The sequence below is a fragment of the Ralstonia sp. SA306 genome (assembly GCF_054792405.1).
In genome coordinates this window covers 688093-711480 of sequence record NZ_CP096452.1, presented here as the reverse complement: position 1 = coordinate 711480, position 23388 = coordinate 688093, and the positions used below count along the sequence as shown (strand labels likewise).

The following is a 23388-nucleotide window of genomic DNA, read 5'->3' as shown; positions in this document are numbered from 1 at the left end:
GAGGCCCGATGCACAGCAGCCACGTGGTGCGCTCCGGCAACATTCGTCTGCATGCCCGCATGACACAGCCCGCCGACGGTTCTGCGCGGCAGCGCCCCGCCGTGGTTCTCGTGCATGGCTATCCGGACGACAGTTCCGTCTGGCACGGCGTGCGCGATACCCTGGCGCGCGATCGCCGCGTGCTTACCTTCGACGTGCGCGGTGCCGGGCTGTCAGACGCCCCGGCAGATACCAGCGGTTACCGCATCCCCCAATTTGTCGACGACCTTGCCGCCGTGGCCGATGCGCTGCTGCCCGGGGAGCGCTTCCATCTGGTCGGGCACGACTGGGGCTCCATCCATAGCTGGGAATCGGTAACGACCGACCGGCTGCGCGGGCGCATCGCGTCGTACACGTCGATCTCGGGCCCATGCCTGGACCACGTCGGCCACTGGATGCGCACACAGCTCGATGCCGGCACATGGACGGCCAAGCGCGCGGTGTGGCAGCAGCGGCTGCAATCGTGGTACGTGGGATATTTCCACCTGCCGCTGGTGCCGGAATGGTCGTGGCGGCTATGGGTGGCGCGCGCCTGGCCGTGGTGGCTGCACAAGACGGAAGGCATTCGCATCGAGGCCCAGCGGCCGACGCTTGTGCGCGATGCCTGCAACGGCGTGCGTATGTATCGCGCAAATTTTCGCGACCGTCTCGCTCGCCCCCGGGCACGTGCACCGCATGCGCCCGTGCAACTGATCGTGCCAACGCGCGACCGCTACGTCAGCCCCGCCGTTACGCGCGCGGTTGAAGCCTGGGTGTCGCACTACTGGCGCCACGAGGTCGACGCCGGCCACTGGCTGCCTTTGCGTCGCCCCGACTGGGTTGCGGACCGCATCCGCCGCTTTGCCGACTATGTCGAATCCGGCCACGAGCCCGCCGAATTGCGGCAGGCCCGCGTGGCCGGCACGCTGGCAACGACCTGACGCAACTAGAGCATTGCGCCCAACGCAAACGTTGACGCGCGTGTAACACACTGTAATCATCGTCCGCCACAACGCTGACGGCGCGCCATGACCTGGTGCCCGGACGGCTCGAGCCGCCGCTTCGCGCAAACCGCGTCGCCGGCCATCGATACAAGAAACAGGGACAAGACAATGAAAAGCAAGGTCGTGGTGTACGGCCCGCTCTACGGGAAGTGGTACGCAATCCTGGTCAACGACGGTGTAGCGGCCGAATCCAACCAGTTTGGCTCGTACGAAGCCGCCATGGGTTTCGCTTCACGCCGATATCCGGAGCTTGAGCAGGAGCGGCAGCCTTACGCGCGAGGCCGCGAAGAAAGCGAGAACGGAAGCGACAGCCGGGAAGCAGCGCCGATCTGAACACGCCGGGCGGCGTCTAAGCCGCCCTTGCAGAGACTGCGTTAACGGCCTGCCCCGCAAAAGCGGCCGGCAATCCATTCGAACACACTGCCTTCGCGCAGCGAGCGGCTTTGCGCCTCGTCGCCGTAGTGGATCTGGTAAAGCGGCTTGCCGCTGGCATTGCGCGCGCGATAGAGCGTTTGCGCAATCACTGTGTAGCTATGTCGCGCGCAATCGAGCACCACCTGCTTGACCGAAGATCGGATCGGCTGGCCATCTGCCGTTTTGATCGTAAAGTCGGGCAGCACGTTGCGCAGCAGCCTGAAGTGCACGGTATGCGAGTCGGCTTCCGCCTCAGCGCTTGGCTCTGGCTTGACCGATTGCCGATCGATATACGAAACGATGCCGTTGATGCTCTCGAACCGGCGCCAGCGGGAATCGGTGCTCGCCGATTCGACCGCGGGTGCCGCACCGCCCGTAACGGCTTGCGCGGATGCTGTCGGCACAGCCGCCGACGCAGACACGGTTTGTGCGGATACAGGCATCGCTGCCCACTGCGCGGCCACTAGAACGGTCGCCGCGATGGCGCTTTGCCAGCGCCAGCCTCCTGTTTTCATAGGATATCTCGCCTTGCTACAAAAACTTAGCGGGCGATTCTACCGCGATGGCGCAACCGCTTACATCACATCTGGCCAACGGGCTCGGCAACGTCCACGCCGGCAAAGCGCAGATACAAGGTGCGCAGAGCCTGCGTGAGCGGGCCCGGCTGGCCGTTGCCGATCTGCACGCCGTCGATGGACACCACCGGCATCACGAACGTCGACGCGCTCGTGTAGAACGCTTCGGCCGCTTGCTGGGCTTCGGCCACGGTAAAGGTGCGCTCCTCCAGCGTCAGGCCATGTTCGCGCGCCAGCGCCAGGATCGACACGCGCGTGATGCCCGGCAGCACGGCGTTCGACAGCGGACGCGTAATCAAGCGTTTATCGGCGGTGATGATGAACGCGGTAGACGACGCGCCTTCGGTCACGCGGTCGCCATCGGTCATCCAGGCTTCGTGCGCGCCGGCGCGGGCAGCGATCTGCTTGGCCATCACCTGCGGCAACAGGCCCACGCTCTTGATGTCGCAACGCTTCCAGCGCAGGTCGGGCACCGTCACCACGGTTGCGCCCTTCTTTGCGAGCGGGCTGTTGACAATGGACTTGACCTGCGTGAACGCCACAGACGTCGGTGTAATGTCTGCCGGGATGCCGAAATCGCGCTCGGCCACACCGCGCGTAACCTGCATGTAGACCACGCCCTCGTCCAGCCCATTGCGCGCGACCAACGCTTCGCAAACGCGCGTCCATTCGGCGGCCGTGTACGGGTTGTCGATGCCGATCTCGGACAGCGAGCGGGTCAGGCGGGCGAGGTGCGCGTCGTTGTCGACGAGCTTGCCGCGCGCCACGGCGGTCACTTCGTAGATGCCATCGGCAAAGGTGAAGCCACGATCCATGACAGAGACGGTGGCTTCGGCGGCCGGCACGTATTGGCCGTTCAGGAAGATGATTCGGGACATGCTGGGAGAAGGAATTCAGGTGCGGGCGGGACTGCCCTGCCAACGAATCTACAGGATACGTGCGCCATGCCGCGAATACCGATATGTGCCCACGTTATGCGAAAACAGCATGATGCGCGGGACACGTCCGGTAAACTCTGCCGTTTTTCTGCCCATCGCGCGCCCATGTCCGAACTCGCCATCCGCCCGATCGTTGCAGACGACCTGCCCGGCATCCTGGCCGTACAGCAGGCGTGCTACGGCGACGGGTTCCTGGAACCGGGCGATGCGCTCGCCAGCCGCTGGGCGCGCAGTCCGGCCATGTGCTTGGTCGCACTGCGTGGGTCTGAAGTGGTGGGGTACCTGCTCTCGCATGCGTGGCACGCATGGACGCCGCCCAAATTGCACGTGCCGCTGCCCGACACGGATGCAACCGATGTTCTCTGGTTTGTGCACGACATGGCTATCGCGCCGGAGGGCCGCGGCCAGCGTTTGGGCGAGCGGCTTTACGCCATGGCATCTGCCAGCGCCCAGTCACAAGGCCTGGGCCGATCCCGGCTGGTGGCGGTGCAAGGCGCGGATGGCTTCTGGCGCCGCCTTGGTTATCAGTCCGTCGACATGGATAGCGCCGCGCTGGGAGCCCTGCTCGCCATCTACGGCGAGGATGCTGAATTGATGGAACGCGCATTGCCGTGAGCGGCCATCGCGTCACTCCGTTACAATTTGCAACATCCGTATATCTTCTGTAAGACTGCGCGCGCCCCGTTCAACTACAGTGCAGTGTCTAGAGGAATTCCCACATGCATAAGAACTTCGCGCTGTACGTGCTGGCAGCCGCTGCGGCGCTGTCGTCGCAGGCGGCCCTGGCCCACGTCAATGTCGATATTGGAATCGGCGTGCCTGTCGCACCCGTTTATGTCGAGCCCGCGCCGCCGGCCTACTATGCGCCGCCACCGGTCTATGTCGCGCCGCAGCCGGTCATCGTTGCACCCGGCTACTACGACGATGGCCGCGGCCGCGAATGGCAGGAACGCCAATGGCGCGAACAGCGCTGGCGTGAGCGTGAATGGCGCAGGCACCATCGTCACGACGACGACGATTGATCCTGCGCACGGCCGCGCTCAAGCGGCCTTCTTCGCCAATCCCAGGTAGGTTTCGATCACGCGCGGGTTGACAGCCAACTCGTGCGCCGGGCCTTCGAGGGTCATGTCGCCCGTTTCCAGCACATAACCGTAGTCAGCCACCTGCAGCGCGGCGCGTGCGTTCTGCTCGATCAGCAACGTCGCCACGCCGGTTTTGCGCAGGTCGCTGATGATGTGGAAGATCTCTTTGACGATGAGCGGCGCGAGGCCCAGGCTCGGCTCATCCAGCATCAGCAACTGGGGCTTGGCCATCAACGCGCGGCCCACGGCAAGCATCTGGCGCTCGCCGCCGGAAAGCGTGCCGGCTTCCTGCGCACGACGCTCTTTCAGGCGCGGGAACAGGTCGTACACCACCTCCATCTGATCGAGGTAGTTGCGCTCACCCGCCCGCTTGCGGCGGTACGCGCCGAGCACGAGGTTGTCTTCCACGCTCATGGTGGCAAACAGCTCGCGCTTTTCCGGCACCAGGCACATGCCGCGTGCCACGCGCTTTTCCACCGGCAGACCAGTCAGGTTGTGACCGAGGTACGAGACCACGCCGCTGGCCGACCCGGTGGTCGGCAGCGCGCCCATGATGGCGCCCAGCATCGTCGATTTGCCCGCGCCGTTCGGGCCGATGACGGTCACGATCTGGCCCGCTCCCACCTTCAGGTTGGCGCCATGCAGCGCCTCCACCTTGCCGTAGCGGACGTGCAGGTCCTTCACTTCCAGGATGATCGACATGCGCGTTCTCCTTATTCCACGCCGCCCAGGTAGGCTTCCAGCACGGCCGGGTTCTGCTGCACTTCCTGCGGCAGCCCTTCGGCGATCTTGGTGCCGAATTCCATGACGACCAGCCGATCGGTGAGGTTCATGACGAAGTCCATGTCGTGCTCGACCAGCAGCACGCTCATGCCTTCGGCTTTCAACTTGATGAGCAGCGCTGCAAGCGCCTGCTTTTCCTTGTAGCGCAGCCCCGCGGCGGGCTCGTCCAACAGCAGCAGCGCCGGATCGCAGCACAGCGCACGGGCGATTTCCAGAATGCGTTGCTGGCCCAGTGCCAGACTGCCGGCTTCCTGATACATGCAATCGGCCAGACCCACGCGTTCCAGTTGGCGGCGCGCTTCAAACAACAGCTTCTGCTCTTCGGCTTGGTTCATGCGCACTACGCTCGCAAGCACGCCGCCCTGCGCCGCGAAGTCGCCGCGCAGGTGGGCGCCCAGCGCTACGTTTTCCAAGACGGTCATGCCCGACAGCAATTGCACATGCTGGAAGGTACGGCCGATGCCGCGTTTGACGATCTCGCGCGAAGGCATGCCGCTGATGTGCTCGCCACGGTAGAGCACCTCACCGCGCGTGACCGGCAGCACGCCTGTCACGAGGTTGAAGGTGGTCGACTTGCCCGCGCCGTTGGGGCCGATCAGGCCGATGATCTCGCCGGCTTTCACTTGAAAGCTGACGTCATTCACGGCAACAAGGCCGCCAAACTCTTTGCGCGCGGCGCGTACGTCGAGAATCAGCTCACCGGCTTGGGGCTTCTCGCGCTGCTTCAGCGCCGGCGCATCGTCGGGCGCACGCGCTGTCGGCGCAGAAGGAAACAGCTTGCGGATGAACGGCCATACGCCATCGCGCGCGTACTGCAGCAACAGCACCAGCAGCACGCCGAACACGATAATCTCGAAGTTGCCGTTGGAGCCCAGCAGCTTCGGCAGAATGCTCTGCAGGCTGTCTTTCAGGATGGTCAGCAAACCCGCGCCAAGCACCGCGCCCCACACGTGGCCCACGCCACCGACCACCGCCATGAACAGGTATTCGATGCCGTAGTTCAGGCCGAACGGCGTCGGGTTCACCGCGCGCTGCAGATGCGCATAGAGGAAGCCCGAAATACAGGCCAGCACCGCCGCAAACACGAAGATCACCACCTTCATCCACGCCGTGTTCACGCCCATTGCCTCGGCCATCGTGCCGCCTCCCTTGAGCGCGCGGATGGCGCGGCCCGGGCGCGAGTTCAGCAGGTTCTGCACGGCCAGCACCGCCACGACAACGACGACCCAGATCAGGTAGAACATCTCTCGCCCGGTCTGCAACGATTTACCGAGCACGTTCAGCACGGGAATGCCGTTCAGCCCGTCGTACTTGCCCAGGAATTCGAGGTTGCCGAACAGGAAAAACAACGACAGCCCCCACGCAATCGTCGCCAGCGGCAGGTAGTGGCCCGACATGCGCATCGTGATCAGGCCGATCACATATGCACTGACCACTGTGATCACCAGCCCGGCCAGCAAGCCGATCCACGGCGACACACCGTACTGCGTCGTCAGATAGGCGGTGCTATATGCACCGAGCCCAACGAACGCCGCCTGCCCGAACGAGGTCAGACCGCCCACCCCCGTCAGCAGCACCAGCCCCAGCGCGACGAGGCTATAGAGCCCGATGTAGTTCAGCAGCGTGATCCAGAACTCGGGCGTGGGCACGATGGGAATCAACGCGAGCACAACCACAAACAAGGCGGTCAGCACGCGATTGCGCGAAAGCCGGCTGCGCTGCGCCGTGCCCTCGGAAGATTTGGTCAGCGTGTTCATCGGCTTATTCCTCTTCCTCGACATGCTTGGTGGTGAGCGATCGCCACAGCAGCACGGGAAGGATGAGCGTGAACACGATCACCTCCTTGAACGCCGACGCCCAGAACGATGAATACGACTCCAGCAACCCAACCAGCAGCGCGCCCAGCGCAGCCACCGGATAGCTCACGAGACCGCCCACGATCGCGCCCACAAACCCCTTCAGGCCGATCAGGAAACCGGACTCGTAGTAGACCGTCGTGAGCGGCGCAATCAGGATGCCGCACAAGGCGCCAAGCGCCGCCGCCAGCGTGAACGCCAGACGCCCCGCCTGCGTGGTCCCGATGCCGACCAGCCGCGCACCCAGCCGGTTCACCGCCGTCGCACGCAGTGACTTGCCCGACACCGTACGGCCAAAGTAGAAGTACAGCGCCACGATCATCAGCACCGATACAGCCACCACCCAGAGGCTCTGGCCCGACACGGTGAGCGCACCCAGATCGAAGCGCGCATCGGAGAACGCATCCGTGCGCGAGCCTTCCGCGCCAAACATCACCAGGCCGAGGCCCACCATCGCAAAATGCACACCCACTGAAACGATCAGCAGCACCAGGGTGCTGGCTTCGGCCAATGGCTCGTAGGCCAGGCGGTAGATCATGGGGCCCATGGGAATGACGATCAGCAATGTCAACGCGACCTGCGCAAGCATGGGCAGCGTCATCGGGGCGAGCATGCTGGCGGCGATGTACACCGCAGTCGGAAAGACCAGGTATTTGACTGCATAGATCGCGCCTGTGCGCAGCGCATGCAGGCGCAGTTCGGGTTGCAGCAGCGTGCGGCCCATCTCGACGAGGAACGTCAGCACGCCCAGCGTCACCAGCATGCTGGCCGAGAGCGGCGCCTTGTTGGCCTGGATGGCCGCCAGCGTAAGCGCGCCGTACGCCACGAATTCGCCCTGCGGGATGAAGATCACGCGCGTGACGGAAAACACCAGCACGAGCGCCAGTGCCAGCAGCGCGTAGATCGCGCCCGATGTCACGCCGTCTTGCGCCAGGATGGCGGCAATCGACAAGTCCATGAAGCTCCTCGTTCTTGTAGTCGTGGAGTTCGCGCCGGATGTGAACCGGGCGAGGGGGTGCCACGAGTTACGAGATAGTAAATTTCTTACGACAGGATGAAATTGGCGACAACCCTAACGCGTCGCCCTGCTCCGCCGGTTGCTGGCCTTGGCGGGGCTGACCGCGGGCGCCCGCAGCATGGCAGACAGGCGTATCACGAACGCGCGCAGCGTGTGCTCCAGCTCGCCACCGCGCTGCGCGTGGAACAACGGTTGCAGATTCAGCGCGATCAGCACCAGCACAAGCTGCCCGCGCGCACCAAACACCGGCAGCGACAGGGCATTCACGCCCGGCAGCAGGCTACCCGTGACCCACGATGCGCCTTCGGTGCGGACGTCTTCACACAGACGGTAGTAATCGGTCAGCGAACGCGGCAGGCCCGGCAGGTCGTCGCTGGCGCGCTCGTGCAGTTCGCGCTCAACGAGCGGCAGCGTCTGCTCCATCGGTTGATAGGCGCCAAACAGGCGGCCGGTGGCGGAATTGAGCATCGGCAAGACGTCGCCAATACGCAGGTTCACGCCAGGCGCACCACCGGCCTTCTCCCAATGCACAACGGTCGGGCCACGATCGCTCCAGACGGCAATGCCAATGGTGTGGCCGGTCTGGTCTCGCAAACCGGCAAGCAACGGCCGCGTGCGGACAATGGCATCGGAGCGGTTGAGGCTGGCCAAACCCAGGCGCAGCGCAAACGGGCCGAGTTCGTAACGCCCGGTCAGCGGGTCTTGAGAGACCGCGCCCACGCGCTGCAGGCTCACCAGATAGCGATGCGCCTTGGACGGATGCATACCCGCCGCACGCGCCAGATCGCCCAGCGCCATCGCCCGCATGGCACGCGTCAGCGCCACCAGCAATTGAGAGCCGACTTCGATGGATTGGATGCCCGAACGGTCACGGTTTGCGCGCGCGTCTTCAGCATCGCCATCGGGTGGCAGGTCGTCTTCGACTTCCGGAGTCTCTATGTCTTGGGGGCGCATTGGCTGGGCTGAGCCGACAAAGTGCTGCGAGCGTAGCACGCAGCTTCGCCTCGACGGCCAGTTTTTGATTTTTATGCATTGTAGAAACAATGCTTCTAATCATAATTCACGTATACCCTAGGCGCATCCCCAGACCCTGCGGTCTATGATTGCCAGCGTTCGGTATGGCTTGGTATCAGCACGCCCCAACCCAAGCTTTCCGGCCCGAGCACGTTCAAGAACAATTCCCCCAACCGTAATCCACTACACCAGGAGTGACAGAATGGCCAAAGCCTTCGCCTCGCAAGCCGACCTCGAGGCCAAACAAGTCACCTTCACCCAACTCTCCCCCAACGCCTACGCCTACACAGCCGAGGGCGACCCGAACTCGGGCGTCATCATCGGCGACGACTCGGTGCTGATCGTCGACACCACCGCCACGCCGGCGATGGCGCAAGACCTGATCGCACGCATCCGTGCCATCACCGACAAGCCGATCAAGCACGTGGTGCTGTCGCACTATCACGCCGTGCGCGTGCTCGGCGCATCAGCCTACTTTGCAGAAGGCGCGCAGAACATCATTGCCAGCCGCGGCACTTACGAGATGATCGTCGAGCGCGGCGAGGCCGATATGAAATCGGAAATCGAACGCTTTCCGCGCCTGTTCGCGGGCGTGGAAACCGTGCCGGGCCTGACGTGGCCGACGCTGGTGTTCGAGCGCGAGCTGACACTGTTCCTTGGGCAATTGGAAGTGAAGATCCTGCACCTCGGTCCCGGCCACACGAAGGGCGACACGGTGGTGTGGATCCCGTCGCAGAAGGTGCTGTTCTCAGGCGATCTGGTCGAATACGACGCCGCCTGCTACTGCGGCGACGCCCAACTCGAAGAATGGCCCGCCACACTGGATGCGCTACGCGCACTCGGCGCCGACAAGCTTGTGCCCGGCCGCGGCCCGGCGCTGCTCAATCCGGCCGAAGTCGACAAGGGTCTGGCCTATACGCGCGATTTCGTGTCTACCCTGCTCCAGCGCGGCAAGGAAGCCGTCGCGCAAAAGATGGACCTGAAAGCCGCCATGGCGCACACCCGCGCGGCCATGGACCCGAAATTCGGCAGCGTCTTCATCTACGAGCACTGCCTGCCGTTTGATGTGACGCGTGCCTTCGATGAGGCCAGCGGCATCAAGCACCCGCGCATCTGGACAGCCGAGCGCGACAAGGAAATGTGGGCCGCCCTGCAAGGCTGAACATGAACCCCGACTTCCAGAACCGCGTCTTCCCGTATACGCCGTGCGCCGAACAGCAACCCGGCGCGGCAACTGAAGCTCGCCCCGTCGTTATCGTCGGCGCAGGGCCGGTGGGGTTGGCCACGGCCATCGATCTCGCACAGCAGGGCGTGGCCGTGGTGGTAGTCGACGACGATTGCACGCTGTCTACCGGCTCGCGCGCGATCTGCTTCTCCAAGCGTTCATTGGAGATTTTTGATCGACTCGGCTGCGGCGATTGCATGGTCGACAAAGGCGTGAGCTGGAACGTCGGCAAGGTCTACCTGAAAAACGAACTGCTCTACAGCTTTGACCTGCTGCCCGAAACCGGACACGGCCGGCCGGCGTTCATCAACCTGCAGCAGTACTACGTGGAAGGCTTTCTTGTTGAGCGCGCGCAAGCCTTGCCGAACATCGAGCTGCGCTGGAAGAACAAGGTGACGGGCCTCACGCAGGATGCCGATGGCGTGACGCTCACCATCGAGACGCCCGACGGCACGTACGCGCAGCGCGCGCAATACGTGGTCGCCGCCGATGGCTCGCGCAGCCCGATACGTCACATGATGGGCCTCGAAGCCCGCGGCCAGACATTCAAAGACCGCTTCCTGATCGCCGACGTGCGCATGGATGCGCCCTTCCCCAGCGAGCGCTGGTTCTGGTTTGACCCGCCGTTCCACCCGAATCAATCGGTGCTGCTGCACCATCAGCCCGACAACGTCTGGCGCATCGACTTCCAGCTCGGCTGGGACGCCGACCCCGTAGCCGAGAAGCAACCCGAGCGCGTCATCCCGCGCGTGCGTGCGCTGCTGGGGCAAGGCGTCGATTTCGAGCTGGAATGGGTCAGCGTCTATACGTTCTCGTGCGAACGCATGGACCGCTTCCGCCACGGCCGCGTGCTCTTCATCGGTGATGCCGCGCATCGTGTATCGCCATTCGGCGCGCGCGGTGCCAACAGCGGCTTGCAGGATGCCGAGAACCTCGCGTGGAAATTGCGCATGGTGCTTGCCGGCGATGCGCCCGACGCGCTGCTCGACACCTACGCGAGCGAGCGCGAGTTTGCCGCCGACGACAACATCCGCCACTCCACCCGCTCGACGGACTTCATCACGCCCAAGAGCGCGGTCAGCCGGCTTTTCCGCGATGCCACCCTGCGCTTGGCCAAGCACTATCCGTTTGCGCGGACGCTGGTCAACAGCGGGCGGCTCTCAATGCCGACGGTGCTTGAAGGCTCTGCATTGCAGACAGAAGATGAAGCGCCCTTCGCCTGCGCGCTCGTGCCCGGCGCGGTCGCACTCGACGCACCGGTGCGCAATGCCGATGGCGGTGCCGATTGGCTCCTCAGTCATCTGCACGGCGGCTTCATGGCGCTACGTTTCTGCGGTGCGGGAGAACACGTCGATGCGCTGCCGCTGCCGACGCTGGCAATCTTCCCAGTGGGTGGCATGGGCACGGTGTCGGCCAACGTGACGGCGCTGGAAGACATTGACGGCCTGGTCGTGCAACGCTATGACGCACGCCCCGGCACGACTTACCTGATCCGGCCCGACCAGCACGTCTGCGCACGCTGGCGTGCGCTTGAGCCTGCCAAGCTGGCCGCTGCGTTGCTCCGCGCCACCGGACAAACGGCGCCCGCAGCAAAGCCCCACACCGCTGTCTCCGCCTGAGCTGAATACCGACCGCCATGCCGCTGAACACGCAACCCAACTTGCCGCGCCCCGATGATTTTTACGAAGCGCTGATCGACGCGCATCGCAACCTGAACGACGAGCACAGCGCGATGCTCAACGCGCAACTCATCCTGCTGCTCGCAAACCATATCGGCGACATGGCGGTATTGCGTGAAGCGCTGACAGCGGCGCGACTTGCATTGCCGGCAGCAACCTGAGCGCCATCGCGTTTCAACAATCCAACACTTACGCTTGATCGTACTTGCGACTGCGCAAAGTGCGGTGCTAGTATCCGCCCCGCTTACCGATCAACCATTTTGCATAGGAGGAAAAAACATCATGCGTCACCTTGCTTTCCCCTTTGCAGGCCCTTGCCTGGGTTGATCGAATCTCTCGCGCTGTCGTTCGCAGCGTCTTCGCATTGCCCGGCCTTCGGCCTGCCACATCAGTTTTTTTTCAGACCTGATATGGATAGTTCATGGGCAATTGCATCTTGCATTTGTTCGACGGCGTCTCCCTGATCGCCTCGGACGACACCTGGATCGAAGGCGACGCGATCCGACAACTTCAAACCACCAAAGCACTCGACGGCATGCGCCACGTGGCCGGCATGCCCGACTTGCATCCGGGTCGCGGCTACCCCGTCGGCGCGGCGTTTTTTTCGGTCGGCCGGTTGTATCCGGCATTGATCGGCAATGACATCGGCTGCGGCATGGCGCTGTGGGCCACCGATCTGGACGCCAACAAGATCGGCCTGGACAAGCTCGAAAAGCGTCTCGGCAACATCGACACGCCCCTCGACGAGAGCTGGAGCGAGCTTGTCGCATCGTTGGCGCCGAATGGCACCGGCTTCGATACCGCGCTTGGCACCATCGGCGGTGGCAACCACTTCGCCGAGCTGCAGCGCATCGACGAGATTTACGACGCAGATGAACTGCCGCTGGACCCGCGCCAGCTTCTGCTGCTTGTGCACAGTGGCTCACGGGGGCTCGGCCAAGCCATCCTCGAAGAACAGGTGCGCATGTATGGCCACGCCGGGCTTGCACAGGACGGTGCGGCATGCGCCGCCTATCTGGCGCGCCACGACACCGCGCTGCACTTTGCCAGGGCCAACCGCGAACTCATCGCGCGCCGCATGCTCGACCGCCTGCACGCGCAGGGCAAGGTGTTGCTCGACGTGCATCACAACTTTGTCGCTCCGGCCACCGTGTTTGGCGAAGGCGGCTGGCTGCATCGCAAGGGCGCAACACCATCGGATGCCGGCGTGGTCGTCATCCCGGGTTCGCGGGGGGATTACAGCTACCTCGTCGCGCCACGCCCGAGCGAGCACGGTTTGTTCTCGCTCGCTCACGGTGCCGGTCGCAAGTGGATGCGCAGCGAGTGCAAAGACCGGCTCATCCGCCGCTTCACGCCCGCGCAGCTCAACCGCACCAAGCTCGGCGGCCACGTCATCTGCGAAGACAAGCAGTTGATCTACGAAGAGGCGCCCGAAGCCTACAAGCCGATCGACAGCGTCATCGCGCCACTGGTGGACGCCGGCTTGGTGAAGGTGCTCGCGCGCCTGCGCCCGGTGTTGACGTACAAGACGCGTGGGGAATGCTGCTGATGGTGTTACTGCAACTCTCTTCTGCGCAAGGTCCGGCCGAATGCGAGCTGGCTGTGGGGAAAGCGCTTGAGCGGCTGCAACGCGAGGCTGTAGACGCAGGCATTCAACTGGAACTGCTGGAACAGGAAGACGGTGAGCGCACCGGCACGCTGCGCTCCGCCTTGGTCAGCCTGGAAGGCGACGCTGAAGACACCCTGGCGCAAGCATGGGAAGGCACGATCCAGTGGACATGCCCGAGCCCGTATCGGCCGCGGCACGCGCGCAAGAACTGGTTCTTCGGGGTGGCGCGCTGTGCGGCGCCGTCGGCAACGCTACCCAGCGAGATCCGATTCGAGACCACGCGTTCGTCAGGCCCCGGTGGGCAGCATGTCAACAAGACGGAATCGGCCGTGCGGGCCACACATCTCGCCACGGGCATCAGCGTGAAGGTGCAAACCGAGCGCAGCCAGCACGCCAACAAGCGGCTGGCCGTGCTGCTGCTCGCACACAAGCTGGCGGACCACGACGCTGCAGCCGATGCGGCGCAGCGTGCGCAACGGCGCGCGCTCCATCACCAGGTGGAGCGCGGCAACCCGCACCGCGTGTTCAAAGGCGAACGATTTGAGCCGGCAGACTAGCGTCCGGCCTGCCGCGTTCCGGCAAGCTGGCCACGCCGGTACTCACCTTGCCGCTCCAGCATCCAGCCCGGGTATTCGGCCGGGAGTTTGCTCAGCTCATCGAGCTGCGCCAGTTCTTCCGCCGTCAGTTCAACCTTGGTGGCCGCGATGTTGTCGTCGAGCTGCTCGATCTTCTTGGCACCGACGATCACGGTGGTCACTGCGCGCTGATGCAGCAGCCACGCAAGCGCAATCTGCGCGACCGAAACGCTGCGCGCATTGGCCATGACGCGCATGGCATCGACGCACGTGTAGGCACGTGTACGGTCCACCGGCGGGAAGTCGAACTTGTTGCGGCGGCTGTCTTGCTCGCCGTGCTGCTCGCGCGTGTATTTGCCGCTGAGCAGGCCACCGGCCAGCGGGCTCCAGACCATCAGGCCCAGGCCTTCGCTTTTGAGCATCGGCACCAGCTCGCGCTCCAGATCGCGGCCCGCGACGGTGTAGTACGCCTGCAGGCTTTCGAAGCGTGCGCAGCCGAGCCGCTCGGCAATTCCCAACGCCTTGACGATCTGCCAGGCCGCCCAATTCGATACACCCACATAGCGCACGTGACCATGCTGGACGAGCGTGTCGAGCGCACGCACGGTTTCTTCGATGGGCGTGGCAGGGTCGAAACCATGGATCTGATAGAGATCGATATGGTCGAGCTGCATGCGCTTCAGGCTCGCCTTGATGCCGTCCATGATGTGGAACCGCGAGGCGCCGCGTGCGTTCACGCTATCGCCGGTCTGGCCGAACACCTTGGTGGCGACGACCACGCTGTCGCGCGACACCTTCAGGTTCTTGAGCGCCTGCCCCGTCATCTGCTCAGCGACGCCGTTGGCGTACACATCGGCCGTGTCGATGAAATTGATGCCGGCGTCGAGCGCGCGCCCGATCAGGCGCTCGGCATCGGCTTGCTGCAAATCGCCAATGTGCTGCCAGATGCCGTCGTTGCCGCCGAAGGTCATTGTGCCCAGGCACAACTCCGAAACGAACAGGCCGGTCCGGCCCAGTTGGTTGTAACGCATGTGATCGACTCCAATACGGTGGGAATGGAATGCTGAGCGCACTGGCTCAGATGCGGGAAACAACGCAGAGGATAGGACGGACCGGCTGATCCTGCAGAAGGTTCAGTCGGACGCAGGGTGATAGCCCAGGCGCGAGGAGATCGCCGCACCCGCCTGCTGCAGCAGCGCGACGTAGTGCGCCTTGGTATCGGCGCCGCAACGCATGGTCGGGAACGAGATCGACAGCCCCGCGATCACGCGGCCAAAGCGATCGAACACCGGCACAGCAATGCACAGCAGCCCGTCTTCCTGCTCTTCGTTGTCTTCGCCAAAACCTTGCTGGCGCACGCGCGGCAGGATGCTCAGCACGGCCTCGGCAGAGGCGAGCGTCTTCTGCGTGGATTTCTTGAACTCCACCTTCGACAGCACCTCGCGCGCCTCTTCCGGCGGCATGTATGCCAGCAGCACCTTGCCAATAGCCGTGCTGTGCAGCGGATTGCGGCGGCCGATGCGCGACTGCATGCGCAAGCCGTAATCGGCGTCGATCTTGTGGATGTAGATGATGGCGTCTTCGTCAAAGGCGCCCAGGTGGACAGCCTCGCGCGTGAGCTGTCCGATGCGGCGCATCTCGGTGTCAGCCTCGCGGACGAGGTCGACGTTTTCGAGCGCCTTGGCGCCAAGCTCGAACAGGCGAATCGTCAGCCGGTAGCGATCGGTGTCGCCCTCCTGCGCGACATAGCCCAGGCTTTTGAGCGTCTGCAGAAAGCGGTGAACCGTCGTCTTTGACATGCCCAGCCGCTGCGACAGTTCGCTGGGGCCGACGGCGCCAAGCTCGCCCATCGCGCCCAGGATGGTGAACACCTTGTCGACCGCCGAGACCGATTCGGCCTTATCGGCACCGGTATCAACGGCTTCATTGGCGGACAGGTCTTCCGGCTTGCGTTGCCGGGGCGTGGCTTTCATCTCTCGTGGTTCCGTGATTTCAAAATCTGGAGAGAGCATAACCGGTCTCATACCGCGTTCCATCAATCCACCTGCCGACGTTGCCTACCGCGCCAGCCAGCCGCCGTCCACCGCGAGCGTGTGGCCGTGCACGTAATCCGATGCCGCCGAAGCGAGAAACACCACCGCGCCCGCCAGGTCATCCGGCACGCCCCAGCGTCCGGCAGGAATTCGCGCGAGAATCTCTTCACTGCGTTGCCGGTCTTCGCGTAGTTGCGCTGTGTTGTCGGTTTCCATGTAACCGGGCGCGATGGCGTTGACGTTGATGCCGCGGCCAGCCCATTCATTGGCCAGCAGCCGGGTGAGCCCCAGCACGCCGCTCTTCGATGCCGTATACGACGGTACGCGAATGCCGCCCTGAAACGACAGCATCGACGCCACGTTGATGATCTTGCCGCGGCCACCTTGCCCCACGAACTGCCTTGCCACCGCCTGCGAGAGAAAGAACACGCCCTTGAGGTTGACGTCGATTACTGCATCCCAATCGGCTTCGGAAAATTCCAGCGCGTCGCAGCGGCGGATGATGCCCGCGTTGTTGACCAGGATGTCCACACGGCCGAAGGTGTCCATCGCAGCGTCGACAATGCGGTCGATCGGCTCCAGCGAAGACAGATCGGCTCGCACGTCAACAAACCGGCGGCCGACCGCTTCCACGCGCGAGGCCGTCTCTGCGGGGTCCGAACGGTTGGCGCCCACGATGTCGCAGCCCGCCGCAGCGAGCGCCATCGCCATGCCCGCACCCAACCCCGTGTTGCTGCCGGTGACGATGGCCACCTTGCCGCTCAGGTCGAACAGGCTTGCGCCCTGGAGATAGGGATTCTCGAGCCGCATGGTGTCAGCGCAGGTCGGCAATGGCGATGTGGTCCATGTCGTGGAACACCTGGTTCTCGCCGACCATGCCCCAGATGAAGGTGTACGCCTGCGTGCCCACGCCCGAGTGGATCGACCAGCTTGGCGAGATCACAGCCTGCTCGTTGTGGACGAGGATGTGGCGCGTCTCCTGCGGCTCGCCGACCATGTGGAACACGGCGGCGTTGTCCGGCAGGTTGAAGTAAAAATAGACCTCCATGCGGCGCTCGTGCGTGTGGCACGGCATGGTGTTCCACAGGCTGCCGGGCTCGAGCTTGGTCATACCCATCGAGAGCTGGCACGTGGGCAGCACGTCCGGCACGATGAACTTGTAGATCGTGCGCCGGTTGCTGGTGGCCGGATCGCCGAGCGTTTCGGGCGACGCCTGCGCCAGTGTGATCGTGCGCGTCGGATAGGCCGTATGGGCCGGCGCGCAATTGATGTAGAACTTGGCGGGCCTGGCTGCATCGTCACTGCCGAAGACGACGTTCTGGCCGCCCTGGCCGACGTAGATCGCCTCTTCATTGCCGACGGCGTGCCGTGCGCCGTCCACCTCCACCCAGCCCGGGCCGCCAATGTTGATCGCGCCCAGCTCGCGGCGCTCCAGCAGATGGCTCACACCCATCGACTTGGCGAGCGATGCCGGCACCTCCACCGGCCGCGTTGCCGGCCATGCACCGCCCACGATGATCCGGTCGATATGGCTGTACGTGAGCTGAAGCGCATCGCGCTCGAACACCTGTTCCACCAGGAACTGGCGGCGCAGCCCGGCCGTGTCGAGAGTTTTTGCGTGTTCGCTGTGGATTCCTTGCCGCACTTCCATGCCATTTCTCCGTTGGGATGCGCCGGCATCCGCGTGGGTGCCGGTTGTTCTGGGTTGGATTGAAGCACAAAAACCAAAAATACGGAACGTCGATCCATTTTTTTGATACGAGCCCCTGATCGAGGGGAATAGCGCTGCACCGCACACATTTGCGATCTAGGGTAAACGATAAATCAGCGAATTCAAAAATATGGAACATCGTTCCACATCATCCGCTATAGTCACTCCACGATGTTGGACCCCAACCAACCGAGCCCATAGAGGCTCACGGAGGAGACGTGAAGATAAAGAAGGCGATTGACCGCATTCCAGGCGGGCTGATGCTCGTGCCGCTGCTGCTGGGCGCATGCGCGCATACGTTCGCACCCGATGCCGGGAAATACTTCGGCTCGTTCACCAACGGCCTGATCACCGGTACGGTGCCGATCCTGGCGGTGTGGTTCTTCTGCATGGGCGCGACCATCGACCTGCACGCCACCGGTGTGGTGCTGCGCAAGTCGGGAACCCTGCTCGTGACGAAGATTGCCGTGGCGTGGCTGGCAACGCTGGTGGCGGCGCAGTTCATTCCGGACGAGGGCATCAAGACCGGCATCCTTGCAGGGCTCTCGGTGCTGGCGATCACCACATCGATGGACATGACCAACGGCGGGCTCTATGCCGCCGTCATGCAGCAGTACGGCACCAAGGAAGAAGCCGGTGCGTTCGTGCTGATGTCGATCGAATCGGGACCGCTGGTCAGCATGTTCATCCTGGGCGCAACGGGCATTGCCGTGTTTGAGCCACGGCTGTTCGTGGGCGCGGTGCTGCCGTTCCTGATCGGCTTTACGCTGGGCAATCTCGACGGCGAACTGCGCGAGCTGTTCGGCCGCTGCGTGCATCCGCTCATTCCGTTCTTCGGCTTTGCATTGGGCAACGGCATCGACCTGCACGTGATTGCCAAGAGCGGGCTCCCGGGCCTCTTGCTCGGCCTCACGGTGATCATCATCACCGGCGTGCCGCTCATCCTCACCGACAAATTCATCGCCGGCGGCAATGGCGCTGCTGGCTTGGCGGCATCGTCCACAGCTGGCGCGGCAGTCGCCAACCCGGCCATCATCGGCGAGATGATTCCGAAGTTCAAACCCATGGTGCCGGCCGCAACCGCGCTGGTAGCCACGGCCTGCCTGGTCACGGCGATTCTCGTGCCGATCTTGACCGCGATGTGGGTGCGTCGCGTGGGCCGTGCGGCGCCATTACCCGAGCCGGAAACCGCGAGCCTGCCGCCGCAGGCTGCGCACCGCGAAGCCCATTTCTGACCACGCCTGCGATGCACCGTACACCAGACCAGAGAGGAGATTGCCCATGCTGTTGCACACGTTTGTCCGCCGCATTGCGAGTGTTGCCATGACCGCCGCACTCGCGGCCGGCAGCGCCCTCGCCCATGCCGCCACTGACGCCGATACGGTGGCGCAAGCCGTGGAGCGCATGCGCGTTGCCATGGTTGCCAGCGACGGTGCCACGCTCACCAAGCTGATCGAAAACGACCTGACCTACGGCCACTCGTCGGGCAAGCTGGAAGACCACGCAGCCTTTCTCAAGGCGCTGGACGGCACAAATGCATTCAAGTCGATTGCGCTGACCAACCAGACCGTGCAGATCAACGGCGACAACGCGTGGGTGCGCCACGTGTTCGACTCCGTCAACAACCTGCCCGACGGCAAGACCAGCACCGCGCATATCGGCGTGCTGCAGGTTTGGAAGAAACATCCGGATGGCTGGCGCCTGTTTGCGCGCCAGGCCTATCTGCTTCCGAAGCAATGAGCGGCGCCGCTTTTCCCGGGCGCCTGGCGGGCAAGACCGCGCTCGTGACGGCCGCTGCGCAGGGCATCGGCCGCGCCTGCGCCGAGCGCTTTGCGTGCGAAGGTGCCCGCGTAATCGCCACCGATCTCCGCATCGATGCGTTGAACGATGTGCCATTCGACGTCCGCCGCCTCGACGTGCGCGATACCCAGCAGGTGAATGCCCTTGCCGCCGAGCTTGGCGGCATCGACATCCTCTTCAACTGCGCGGGCTTCGTACACGCCGGCTCGGTGCTGGAGTGCGATGAGGATGCGTGGGATTTCTCGTTCGACCTCAACGTCAAGTCGATGTACCGCACCATCCGCGCATTCCTGCCGGGCATGCTGGAACGCGGTGGCGGCAGTGTCATCAACATGTCGTCGGCCGCATCGAGCATCAAAGGCGTGCCGAACCGCTTTGTGTACGGTACGTCAAAGGCCGCGGTGATCGGGCTGACCAAGGCCGTGGCGGCAGACTTTGTGGCGCGCGGCGTCCGCTGCAACGCCATCTGCCCGGGCACGGTGGTGTCGCCATCGCTCGCGCAGCGCATCGACGAACAAGCCCGCACGCAAGGCAAATCACGCGCAGAAGTCGAAGCTGCGTTTGTCGCACGCCAGCCGATGGGGCGCCTCGGACAGCCGGAAGAGATTGCCGCGCTGGCCGCCTATCTGGCTTCCGACGAAGCCGCCTTCACGACAGGGCAAGTCCACCTGATCGACGGCGGCTGGTCAAATTGATACCTTGATGCCTTTCCCCCAACCGATTTGAGCCTTTCATGAAACTGCTGCGCTTCGGCCCCCACGGCCAAGAGAAACCGGGCCTGCTCGATGCAACCGGCACCCTCCGCGACCTGTCGGGCATCGTCGACGACATTGCGGGCAACGTGCTGTCGGACGCATTCCTTGCCAAGCTGCGCGACGTGGATCCCACCACGCTGCCGGTAGTCAGCGGGCAACCCCGCATTGGGCCGTGCGTCGGGCGTGTCGGCAAGTTTGTCTGCATCGGACTGAACTACGCCGACCATGCCGCGGAATCCGGCCTGCCGGTTCCGGCCGAGCCGGTCGTCTTCAACAAGTGGACCAGCGCCATCTGCGGCCCGAACGACGACATCGAAATCCCACGCGGCTCCGTCAAGACCGACTGGGAGGTTGAACTGGGCGTGGTCATCGGCAAAGCTGCCAAGTACGTCGACGAAGCCAACGCGCTGGACTACGTGGCGGGCTACTGCATCGTCAACGACGTTTCCGAGCGTGAATGGCAGATCGAGCGCGGCGGCCAGTGGGACAAGGGCAAGGGCTTCGACACGTTCGGCCCGCTTGGCCCGTGGCTCGTCACGCGCGACGAGGTGCCCGACCCGCAGGCGCTGGACCTGTGGCTGGAAGTGGACGGCCATCGTTATCAGAACGGCAACACGCGCACGATGGTGTTTGGCGTGGCGCAACTGGTGGCGTATCTGAGCCGCTGCATGAGCCTGCAGCCGGGCGATGTCATCTCGACGGGCACGCCGCCGGGCGTGGGGCTGGGCATCAAACCCAACCCGGTCTATCTCAAGCCGGGGCAGACCATCCGATTGGGCATTGCCGGCCTGGGCGAACAATTGCAGCGCACGGTCTCGGCAGGCTGAAGCCTAGCCCTCCAACTCTGCAAAGCGCTGCGCGACCACGTTGCGCAGCCACTGGTTGCCGGCGTCCTGATGGAAGCGCCGGTGCCAGAACACATTGGTCTGGAGTGCCGGCAGCGTGAGCGGCGGCGCAACGAACTCCAGCCCGAACGGCGGCGCCGCGCGTTCGGCCAGCTTGCGCGGCACCGTCACCACCAGGTCGGTCGTGCTGACGATGTACGGCACCGCCACGAAATGCGGCACTGAAAAACGCGCCGATTGCGTGATCCCTGCCTTGTCCAGCAGCGGCCCGATGGCGTTGTAGGGGCTGGCCGAACTCGCCACCACCAGATGCGACGCGGCGCGAAAGCGCTCCAGCGTGAGCTTGCCTTCGGACAGCGCATGGCCGCGCCGGAACATCGTCACGTAATCCTGCTGAAACAGGCGGCGCTGAAAGATGCTCTCGCCGGAAAGATCATCGAACGCGCCGATGGCCAGGTCGATGGCGCCTGCCTCCATCCCCGCCTTCATATCGAAGCCGCCGGCCCGCATGGTGTCGATGCGCACGCCGGGCGCCTGCTCGGCGCACAACTGCGCCAGCACCGGCATGAAATACACCTCGCCGACGTCGCTCATGGCAAGGGTGAAGGTGCGCGTGGAGGTGGCCGCTTCAAAGTGCGTGCGCTGGCCGAAGGCGCGTTGCAGCGTGTCGAGCGCTGTGGCAACCGGTTCGGCCAGTTGCTCGGCAAGTGCGGTCGGCATCATGCCGCGCGGCGTGCGCACAAAGAGTTCGTCGTCAAAGGTCTGGCGCAGGCGCGACAGCGCGTTGCTCACCGCCGGCTGCGACAGACCCAGCCGCTCGGCGACCACAGAAATGCGCTTTTCGCGCAGGATTTCCTGAAACAGCACCAGCAGGTTCAGGTCGACATCCCGCAGATTCAGCATGGCGGCCCCTCAACATTCACGATATCAATAGCACTCATTCTCGCATTGATATTCCAAATTTTCATCCGATCCGGACAATACGCGCATACCAAAAATCCAGAACAGAGCGGCAACGCCGCCACCGGAGACCACCATGCGCCCTGCCCCCGCCGCACATGAAGCGCCGTCCACGCCCATCGACCTTGCCCGCCTGATCGACCAGGGCAAGGTTGGCGGCTTCCAGATCCTGTTGCTCGCCATATGCGGGCTGTGCCTGATCATCGATGGCTTTGACGTGCAGGCCATGGGCTATGTGGCGCCGGCCATCATCAAGGATTGGGGCATGCTGGTCGGCATGCTGGTCGGCTCGCTGGTATTTGGCGTGCTGGGCGACCGCTTCGGGCGTCGGCCGGTGCTGATCGTCGCCACGTTCTTCTTTGCGGCCTGCATGCTGGCCACCACGCAGGTGGAAACGGTGCGGGCCCTACTCGTCTTGCGCTTCATCACGGGCCTGGGCCTGGGTTGCATCATGCCCAACGCGATGGCGCTGGCCGGTGAGTTCAGCCCCGCGCGCTCTCGCGTGACGTGGATGATGCTGGTGTCGTGTGGCTTTACCGTGGGCGCCGCGCTTGGCGGCTTTGTCAGCGCGGCGCTGCTCTCGCGCTTTGGGTGGCATGCGGTGTTCCTGGTGGGCGGGCTGGTGCCCCTCGCCATTGGCGTGATGATGGTGCTGTGGCTGCCGGAATCCCTGCAATACCTGGTGCTCAAGGGCCATGGGCAAATGCGGCAGACGCGCCATCAGCGCCTGGCTCGCTGGTTGAGCAAGCTTGATCCGCAACTGCAGGTGAACGCGCAGACGCAATTCGTGGTGCCCGAGGCACCTGCGCACGGCATGCCGGTCTCGGCGCTGTTCACCGAAGGCCGCGCCAAAGTCACGCTCGTGCTGTGGGTCATCAACTTCATGAACCTGATCGACCTGTATTTCCTGTCGAACTGGCTGCCGACGCTGATTCGCGATGCGGGGTATCCGACGGATACCGCCGTGCTGGTAGCGACCGCGCTGCAGGTGGGCGGCGTCATTGGCACGCTCACGCTGGGCCGGCTGATCGATCGCCTGGGCTTTGTGCGCGTGCTGGCCGTGTGCTTCCTGATCGCCTCCGTCACCGTTGGGCTGATCGGCCATGTGGCGGCTGCGCTGCCCATGCTGGTGGCGGTGGTGTTCGTGGCCGGCTTCTGCATCGTCGGCGGGCAGCCTGCGGTGAATGCGCTAGCCGCCACGTATTACCCCACCACGCTGCGCGCGACCGGCATCGGCTGGAGCCTTGGCGTGGGCCGCATCGGCTCCGTCATCGGCCCGGTGATCGGCGGGCAACTGATTGCCATGCAATGGAGCGGCCCGGCGTTGTTCTCGGCCGCGGCGGTGCCGGCGCTGGTGTCGTTTGGCATGGTGCTGGCGCTCACGCTGGCCGCCAGTGGCCCGGACGCCGCACGCTTTGCCTCAGGTCGCACAACCGGCAAGCCCGCTTGATGGCTTTCTAACGACTACGCTTTCCCTGAAGACGCTCCTGACCT

25 protein-coding genes are annotated in these 23388 nt (G+C 64.1%); 14 read left to right on the top strand and 11 right to left on the bottom strand.

What is annotated here, in order from left to right; translation table 11 throughout:
* Positions 1-8: 8 nt before the first annotated feature.
* Positions 9-959, top strand: a complete 951-nt coding sequence (locus M1D44_RS19810; RefSeq protein ID WP_112187662.1) for an alpha/beta fold hydrolase — start codon at positions 9-11, stop codon at positions 957-959.
* 171 nt (positions 960-1130) lie between these two features.
* Positions 1131-1355 (top strand): hypothetical protein, encoded by a 225-nt coding sequence (locus tag M1D44_RS19805; RefSeq protein ID WP_009239764.1) that lies wholly within the window; start codon positions 1131-1133, stop codon positions 1353-1355.
* A 41-nt stretch (positions 1356-1396) separates the two neighbouring features.
* On the opposite strand, the gene M1D44_RS19800 is transcribed toward M1D44_RS19805, so the two are convergent.
* A complete protein-coding gene (locus tag M1D44_RS19800; RefSeq protein ID WP_024979232.1) occupies positions 1397-1951 on the bottom strand; it encodes a surface-adhesin E family protein in 555 nt (184 codons plus the stop codon).
* A gap of 65 nt (positions 1952-2016) precedes the next feature.
* Positions 2017-2889 carry a D-amino-acid transaminase gene (locus M1D44_RS19795; protein ID WP_024979233.1) on the bottom strand — a complete coding sequence of 291 codons (873 nt, stop codon included), beginning with the start codon at positions 2887-2889 and terminating at the stop codon, positions 2017-2019.
* A 165-nt stretch (positions 2890-3054) separates the two neighbouring features.
* On the opposite strand from M1D44_RS19795, the gene M1D44_RS19790 reads away from it, so the two are divergent.
* Both M1D44_RS19790 and M1D44_RS19785 read left to right on the top strand, forming a co-directional pair.
* Complete coding sequence (locus tag M1D44_RS19790) at positions 3055-3564, top strand: GNAT family N-acetyltransferase (RefSeq protein ID WP_316684715.1); 510 nt, start codon at positions 3055-3057, stop codon at positions 3562-3564.
* A gap of 104 nt (positions 3565-3668) precedes the next feature.
* On the top strand, positions 3669-3971 hold the full coding sequence (locus M1D44_RS19785) for a hypothetical protein (RefSeq protein WP_024979235.1): 303 nt from the start codon (positions 3669-3671) through the stop codon (positions 3969-3971).
* An 18-nt stretch (positions 3972-3989) separates the two neighbouring features.
* Here M1D44_RS19785 and M1D44_RS19780 read toward each other — a convergent pair whose 3' ends face one another.
* The 4 genes from M1D44_RS19780 to M1D44_RS19765 form a co-directional block, all read right to left on the bottom strand.
* Positions 3990-4733, bottom strand: a complete 744-nt coding sequence (locus M1D44_RS19780) for an ABC transporter ATP-binding protein (protein WP_024979236.1) — start codon at positions 4731-4733, stop codon at positions 3990-3992.
* An 11-nt stretch (positions 4734-4744) separates the two neighbouring features.
* The gene (locus M1D44_RS19775; protein ID WP_316854321.1) at positions 4745-6571 is read right to left on the bottom strand and encodes a branched-chain amino acid ABC transporter ATP-binding protein/permease; all 1827 of its coding nucleotides are present in this window, start codon (positions 6569-6571) and stop codon (positions 4745-4747) included.
* Between the two features lie 4 nt (positions 6572-6575).
* Positions 6576-7628 (bottom strand): branched-chain amino acid ABC transporter permease, encoded by a 1053-nt coding sequence (locus M1D44_RS19770; protein WP_316854320.1) that lies wholly within the window; start codon positions 7626-7628, stop codon positions 6576-6578.
* A 114-nt stretch (positions 7629-7742) separates the two neighbouring features.
* Positions 7743-8627 carry an IclR family transcriptional regulator gene (locus M1D44_RS19765; protein WP_316854334.1) on the bottom strand — a complete coding sequence of 295 codons (885 nt, stop codon included), beginning with the start codon at positions 8625-8627 and terminating at the stop codon, positions 7743-7745.
* Between the two features lie 277 nt (positions 8628-8904).
* Between M1D44_RS19765 and M1D44_RS19760 the strand changes: the two genes are divergently transcribed.
* The 5 genes from M1D44_RS19760 (at position 8905) to prfH (ending at position 13772) form a co-directional block, all read left to right on the top strand.
* Positions 8905-9864 (top strand): MBL fold metallo-hydrolase, encoded by a 960-nt coding sequence (locus M1D44_RS19760; RefSeq protein WP_027680133.1) that lies wholly within the window; start codon positions 8905-8907, stop codon positions 9862-9864.
* Positions 9865-9866: 2 nt separating this feature from the next.
* Complete coding sequence (locus M1D44_RS19755; RefSeq protein WP_316854319.1) at positions 9867-11546, top strand: FAD-dependent oxidoreductase; 1680 nt, start codon at positions 9867-9869, stop codon at positions 11544-11546.
* A gap of 17 nt (positions 11547-11563) precedes the next feature.
* Positions 11564-11767, top strand: coding sequence for a DUF2783 domain-containing protein (locus tag M1D44_RS19750; RefSeq protein ID WP_024979242.1), 204 nt, complete (start codon positions 11564-11566; stop codon positions 11765-11767).
* Between the two features lie 260 nt (positions 11768-12027).
* A complete protein-coding gene (locus tag M1D44_RS19745; RefSeq protein WP_316854318.1) occupies positions 12028-13155 on the top strand; it encodes an RNA ligase RtcB family protein in 1128 nt (375 codons plus the stop codon).
* Complete coding sequence (gene prfH, locus M1D44_RS19740) at positions 13155-13772, top strand: peptide chain release factor H (protein WP_316854333.1); 618 nt, start codon at positions 13155-13157, stop codon at positions 13770-13772. The genes M1D44_RS19745 and prfH overlap by 1 nt, the downstream gene beginning before the upstream one ends.
* Here prfH and M1D44_RS19735 read toward each other — a convergent pair.
* The 4 genes from M1D44_RS19735 to kduI form a co-directional block, all read right to left on the bottom strand.
* Complete coding sequence (locus M1D44_RS19735; protein ID WP_112187653.1) at positions 13769-14821, bottom strand: aldo/keto reductase; 1053 nt, start codon at positions 14819-14821, stop codon at positions 13769-13771. The two genes, prfH and M1D44_RS19735, sit on opposite strands and share 4 nt — an antisense overlap.
* Before the next feature lie 102 nt (positions 14822-14923).
* Positions 14924-15763 carry a DNA-binding transcriptional regulator KdgR gene (gene kdgR / locus M1D44_RS19730; RefSeq protein ID WP_024979246.1) on the bottom strand — a complete coding sequence of 280 codons (840 nt, stop codon included), beginning with the start codon at positions 15761-15763 and terminating at the stop codon, positions 14924-14926.
* An 84-nt stretch (positions 15764-15847) separates the two neighbouring features.
* Complete coding sequence (gene kduD, locus M1D44_RS19725; protein ID WP_316684720.1) at positions 15848-16633, bottom strand: 2-dehydro-3-deoxy-D-gluconate 5-dehydrogenase KduD; 786 nt, start codon at positions 16631-16633, stop codon at positions 15848-15850.
* Positions 16634-16637: 4 nt separating this feature from the next.
* Positions 16638-17474, bottom strand: coding sequence for a 5-dehydro-4-deoxy-D-glucuronate isomerase (gene kduI, locus M1D44_RS19720; RefSeq protein WP_024979248.1), 837 nt, complete (start codon positions 17472-17474; stop codon positions 16638-16640).
* Positions 17475-17752: 278 nt separating this feature from the next.
* Between kduI and kdgT the strand changes: the two genes are divergently transcribed.
* From kdgT to M1D44_RS19700, 4 genes are read left to right on the top strand one after another with little or no spacing between them, the layout of a single operon-like run.
* Positions 17753-18769, top strand: coding sequence for a 2-keto-3-deoxygluconate transporter (kdgT, locus tag M1D44_RS19715; RefSeq protein WP_024979249.1), 1017 nt, complete (start codon positions 17753-17755; stop codon positions 18767-18769).
* A gap of 46 nt (positions 18770-18815) precedes the next feature.
* The gene (locus M1D44_RS19710; protein WP_316684721.1) at positions 18816-19274 is read left to right on the top strand and encodes a nuclear transport factor 2 family protein; all 459 of its coding nucleotides are present in this window, start codon (positions 18816-18818) and stop codon (positions 19272-19274) included.
* Positions 19271-20029, top strand: a complete 759-nt coding sequence (locus tag M1D44_RS19705) for an SDR family oxidoreductase (protein WP_316684722.1) — start codon at positions 19271-19273, stop codon at positions 20027-20029. The genes M1D44_RS19710 and M1D44_RS19705 overlap by 4 nt, the downstream gene beginning before the upstream one ends.
* 38 nt (positions 20030-20067) lie before the next feature.
* Complete coding sequence (locus M1D44_RS19700; protein WP_112187644.1) at positions 20068-20916, top strand: ureidoglycolate lyase; 849 nt, start codon at positions 20068-20070, stop codon at positions 20914-20916.
* A 3-nt stretch (positions 20917-20919) separates the two neighbouring features.
* On the opposite strand, the gene M1D44_RS19695 is transcribed toward M1D44_RS19700, so the two are convergent.
* Positions 20920-21837: a LysR family transcriptional regulator gene (locus tag M1D44_RS19695; protein WP_316854317.1), complete on the bottom strand. Its 918-nt coding sequence runs from the start codon at positions 21835-21837 to the stop codon at positions 20920-20922.
* Positions 21838-21970: 133 nt separating this feature from the next.
* On the opposite strand from M1D44_RS19695, the gene M1D44_RS19690 reads away from it, so the two are divergent.
* Positions 21971-23344, top strand: a complete 1374-nt coding sequence (locus M1D44_RS19690; protein ID WP_461241629.1) for an MFS transporter — start codon at positions 21971-21973, stop codon at positions 23342-23344.
* The last annotated feature ends 44 nt before the right edge of the window (positions 23345-23388 follow it).

What these genes read in the sequence shown, in the direction of transcription:
- M1D44_RS19690 (WP_461241629.1), top strand. Translation starts at nt 21,971, where the DNA reads ATGCGCCCTGCCCCCGCCGCACATGAAGCGCCGTCCACGCCCATCGAC.
- M1D44_RS19750 (WP_024979242.1), top strand. Translation starts at nt 11,564, where the DNA reads ATGCCGCTGAACACGCAACCCAACTTGCCGCGCCCCGATGATTTTTAC.
- M1D44_RS19755 (WP_316854319.1), top strand. Translation starts at nt 9,867, where the DNA reads ATGAACCCCGACTTCCAGAACCGCGTCTTCCCGTATACGCCGTGCGCC.
- M1D44_RS19695 (WP_316854317.1), bottom strand. Translation starts at nt 21,837, where the DNA reads ATGCTGAATCTGCGGGATGTCGACCTGAACCTGCTGGTGCTGTTTCAG.
- prfH (WP_316854333.1), top strand. Translation starts at nt 13,155, where the DNA reads ATGGTGTTACTGCAACTCTCTTCTGCGCAAGGTCCGGCCGAATGCGAG.
- M1D44_RS19790 (WP_316684715.1), top strand. Translation starts at nt 3,055, where the DNA reads ATGTCCGAACTCGCCATCCGCCCGATCGTTGCAGACGACCTGCCCGGC.
- M1D44_RS19800 (WP_024979232.1), bottom strand. Translation starts at nt 1,951, where the DNA reads ATGAAAACAGGAGGCTGGCGCTGGCAAAGCGCCATCGCGGCGACCGTT.
- M1D44_RS19805 (WP_009239764.1), top strand. Translation starts at nt 1,131, where the DNA reads ATGAAAAGCAAGGTCGTGGTGTACGGCCCGCTCTACGGGAAGTGGTAC.
- M1D44_RS19760 (WP_027680133.1), top strand. Translation starts at nt 8,905, where the DNA reads ATGGCCAAAGCCTTCGCCTCGCAAGCCGACCTCGAGGCCAAACAAGTC.
- M1D44_RS19795 (WP_024979233.1), bottom strand. Translation starts at nt 2,889, where the DNA reads ATGTCCCGAATCATCTTCCTGAACGGCCAATACGTGCCGGCCGCCGAA.
- M1D44_RS19770 (WP_316854320.1), bottom strand. Translation starts at nt 7,628, where the DNA reads ATGGACTTGTCGATTGCCGCCATCCTGGCGCAAGACGGCGTGACATCG.
- M1D44_RS19810 (WP_112187662.1), top strand. Translation starts at nt 9, where the DNA reads ATGCACAGCAGCCACGTGGTGCGCTCCGGCAACATTCGTCTGCATGCC.
- M1D44_RS19700 (WP_112187644.1), top strand. Translation starts at nt 20,068, where the DNA reads ATGAAACTGCTGCGCTTCGGCCCCCACGGCCAAGAGAAACCGGGCCTG.
- M1D44_RS19705 (WP_316684722.1), top strand. Translation starts at nt 19,271, where the DNA reads ATGAGCGGCGCCGCTTTTCCCGGGCGCCTGGCGGGCAAGACCGCGCTC.
- M1D44_RS19735 (WP_112187653.1), bottom strand. Translation starts at nt 14,821, where the DNA reads ATGCGTTACAACCAACTGGGCCGGACCGGCCTGTTCGTTTCGGAGTTG.
- M1D44_RS19780 (WP_024979236.1), bottom strand. Translation starts at nt 4,733, where the DNA reads ATGTCGATCATCCTGGAAGTGAAGGACCTGCACGTCCGCTACGGCAAG.
- kduI (WP_024979248.1), bottom strand. Translation starts at nt 17,474, where the DNA reads ATGGAAGTGCGGCAAGGAATCCACAGCGAACACGCAAAAACTCTCGAC.
- M1D44_RS19710 (WP_316684721.1), top strand. Translation starts at nt 18,816, where the DNA reads ATGCTGTTGCACACGTTTGTCCGCCGCATTGCGAGTGTTGCCATGACC.
- M1D44_RS19745 (WP_316854318.1), top strand. Translation starts at nt 12,028, where the DNA reads ATGGGCAATTGCATCTTGCATTTGTTCGACGGCGTCTCCCTGATCGCC.
- M1D44_RS19775 (WP_316854321.1), bottom strand. Translation starts at nt 6,571, where the DNA reads ATGAACACGCTGACCAAATCTTCCGAGGGCACGGCGCAGCGCAGCCGG.
- kduD (WP_316684720.1), bottom strand. Translation starts at nt 16,633, where the DNA reads ATGCGGCTCGAGAATCCCTATCTCCAGGGCGCAAGCCTGTTCGACCTG.
- kdgR (WP_024979246.1), bottom strand. Translation starts at nt 15,763, where the DNA reads ATGAAAGCCACGCCCCGGCAACGCAAGCCGGAAGACCTGTCCGCCAAT.
- M1D44_RS19785 (WP_024979235.1), top strand. Translation starts at nt 3,669, where the DNA reads ATGCATAAGAACTTCGCGCTGTACGTGCTGGCAGCCGCTGCGGCGCTG.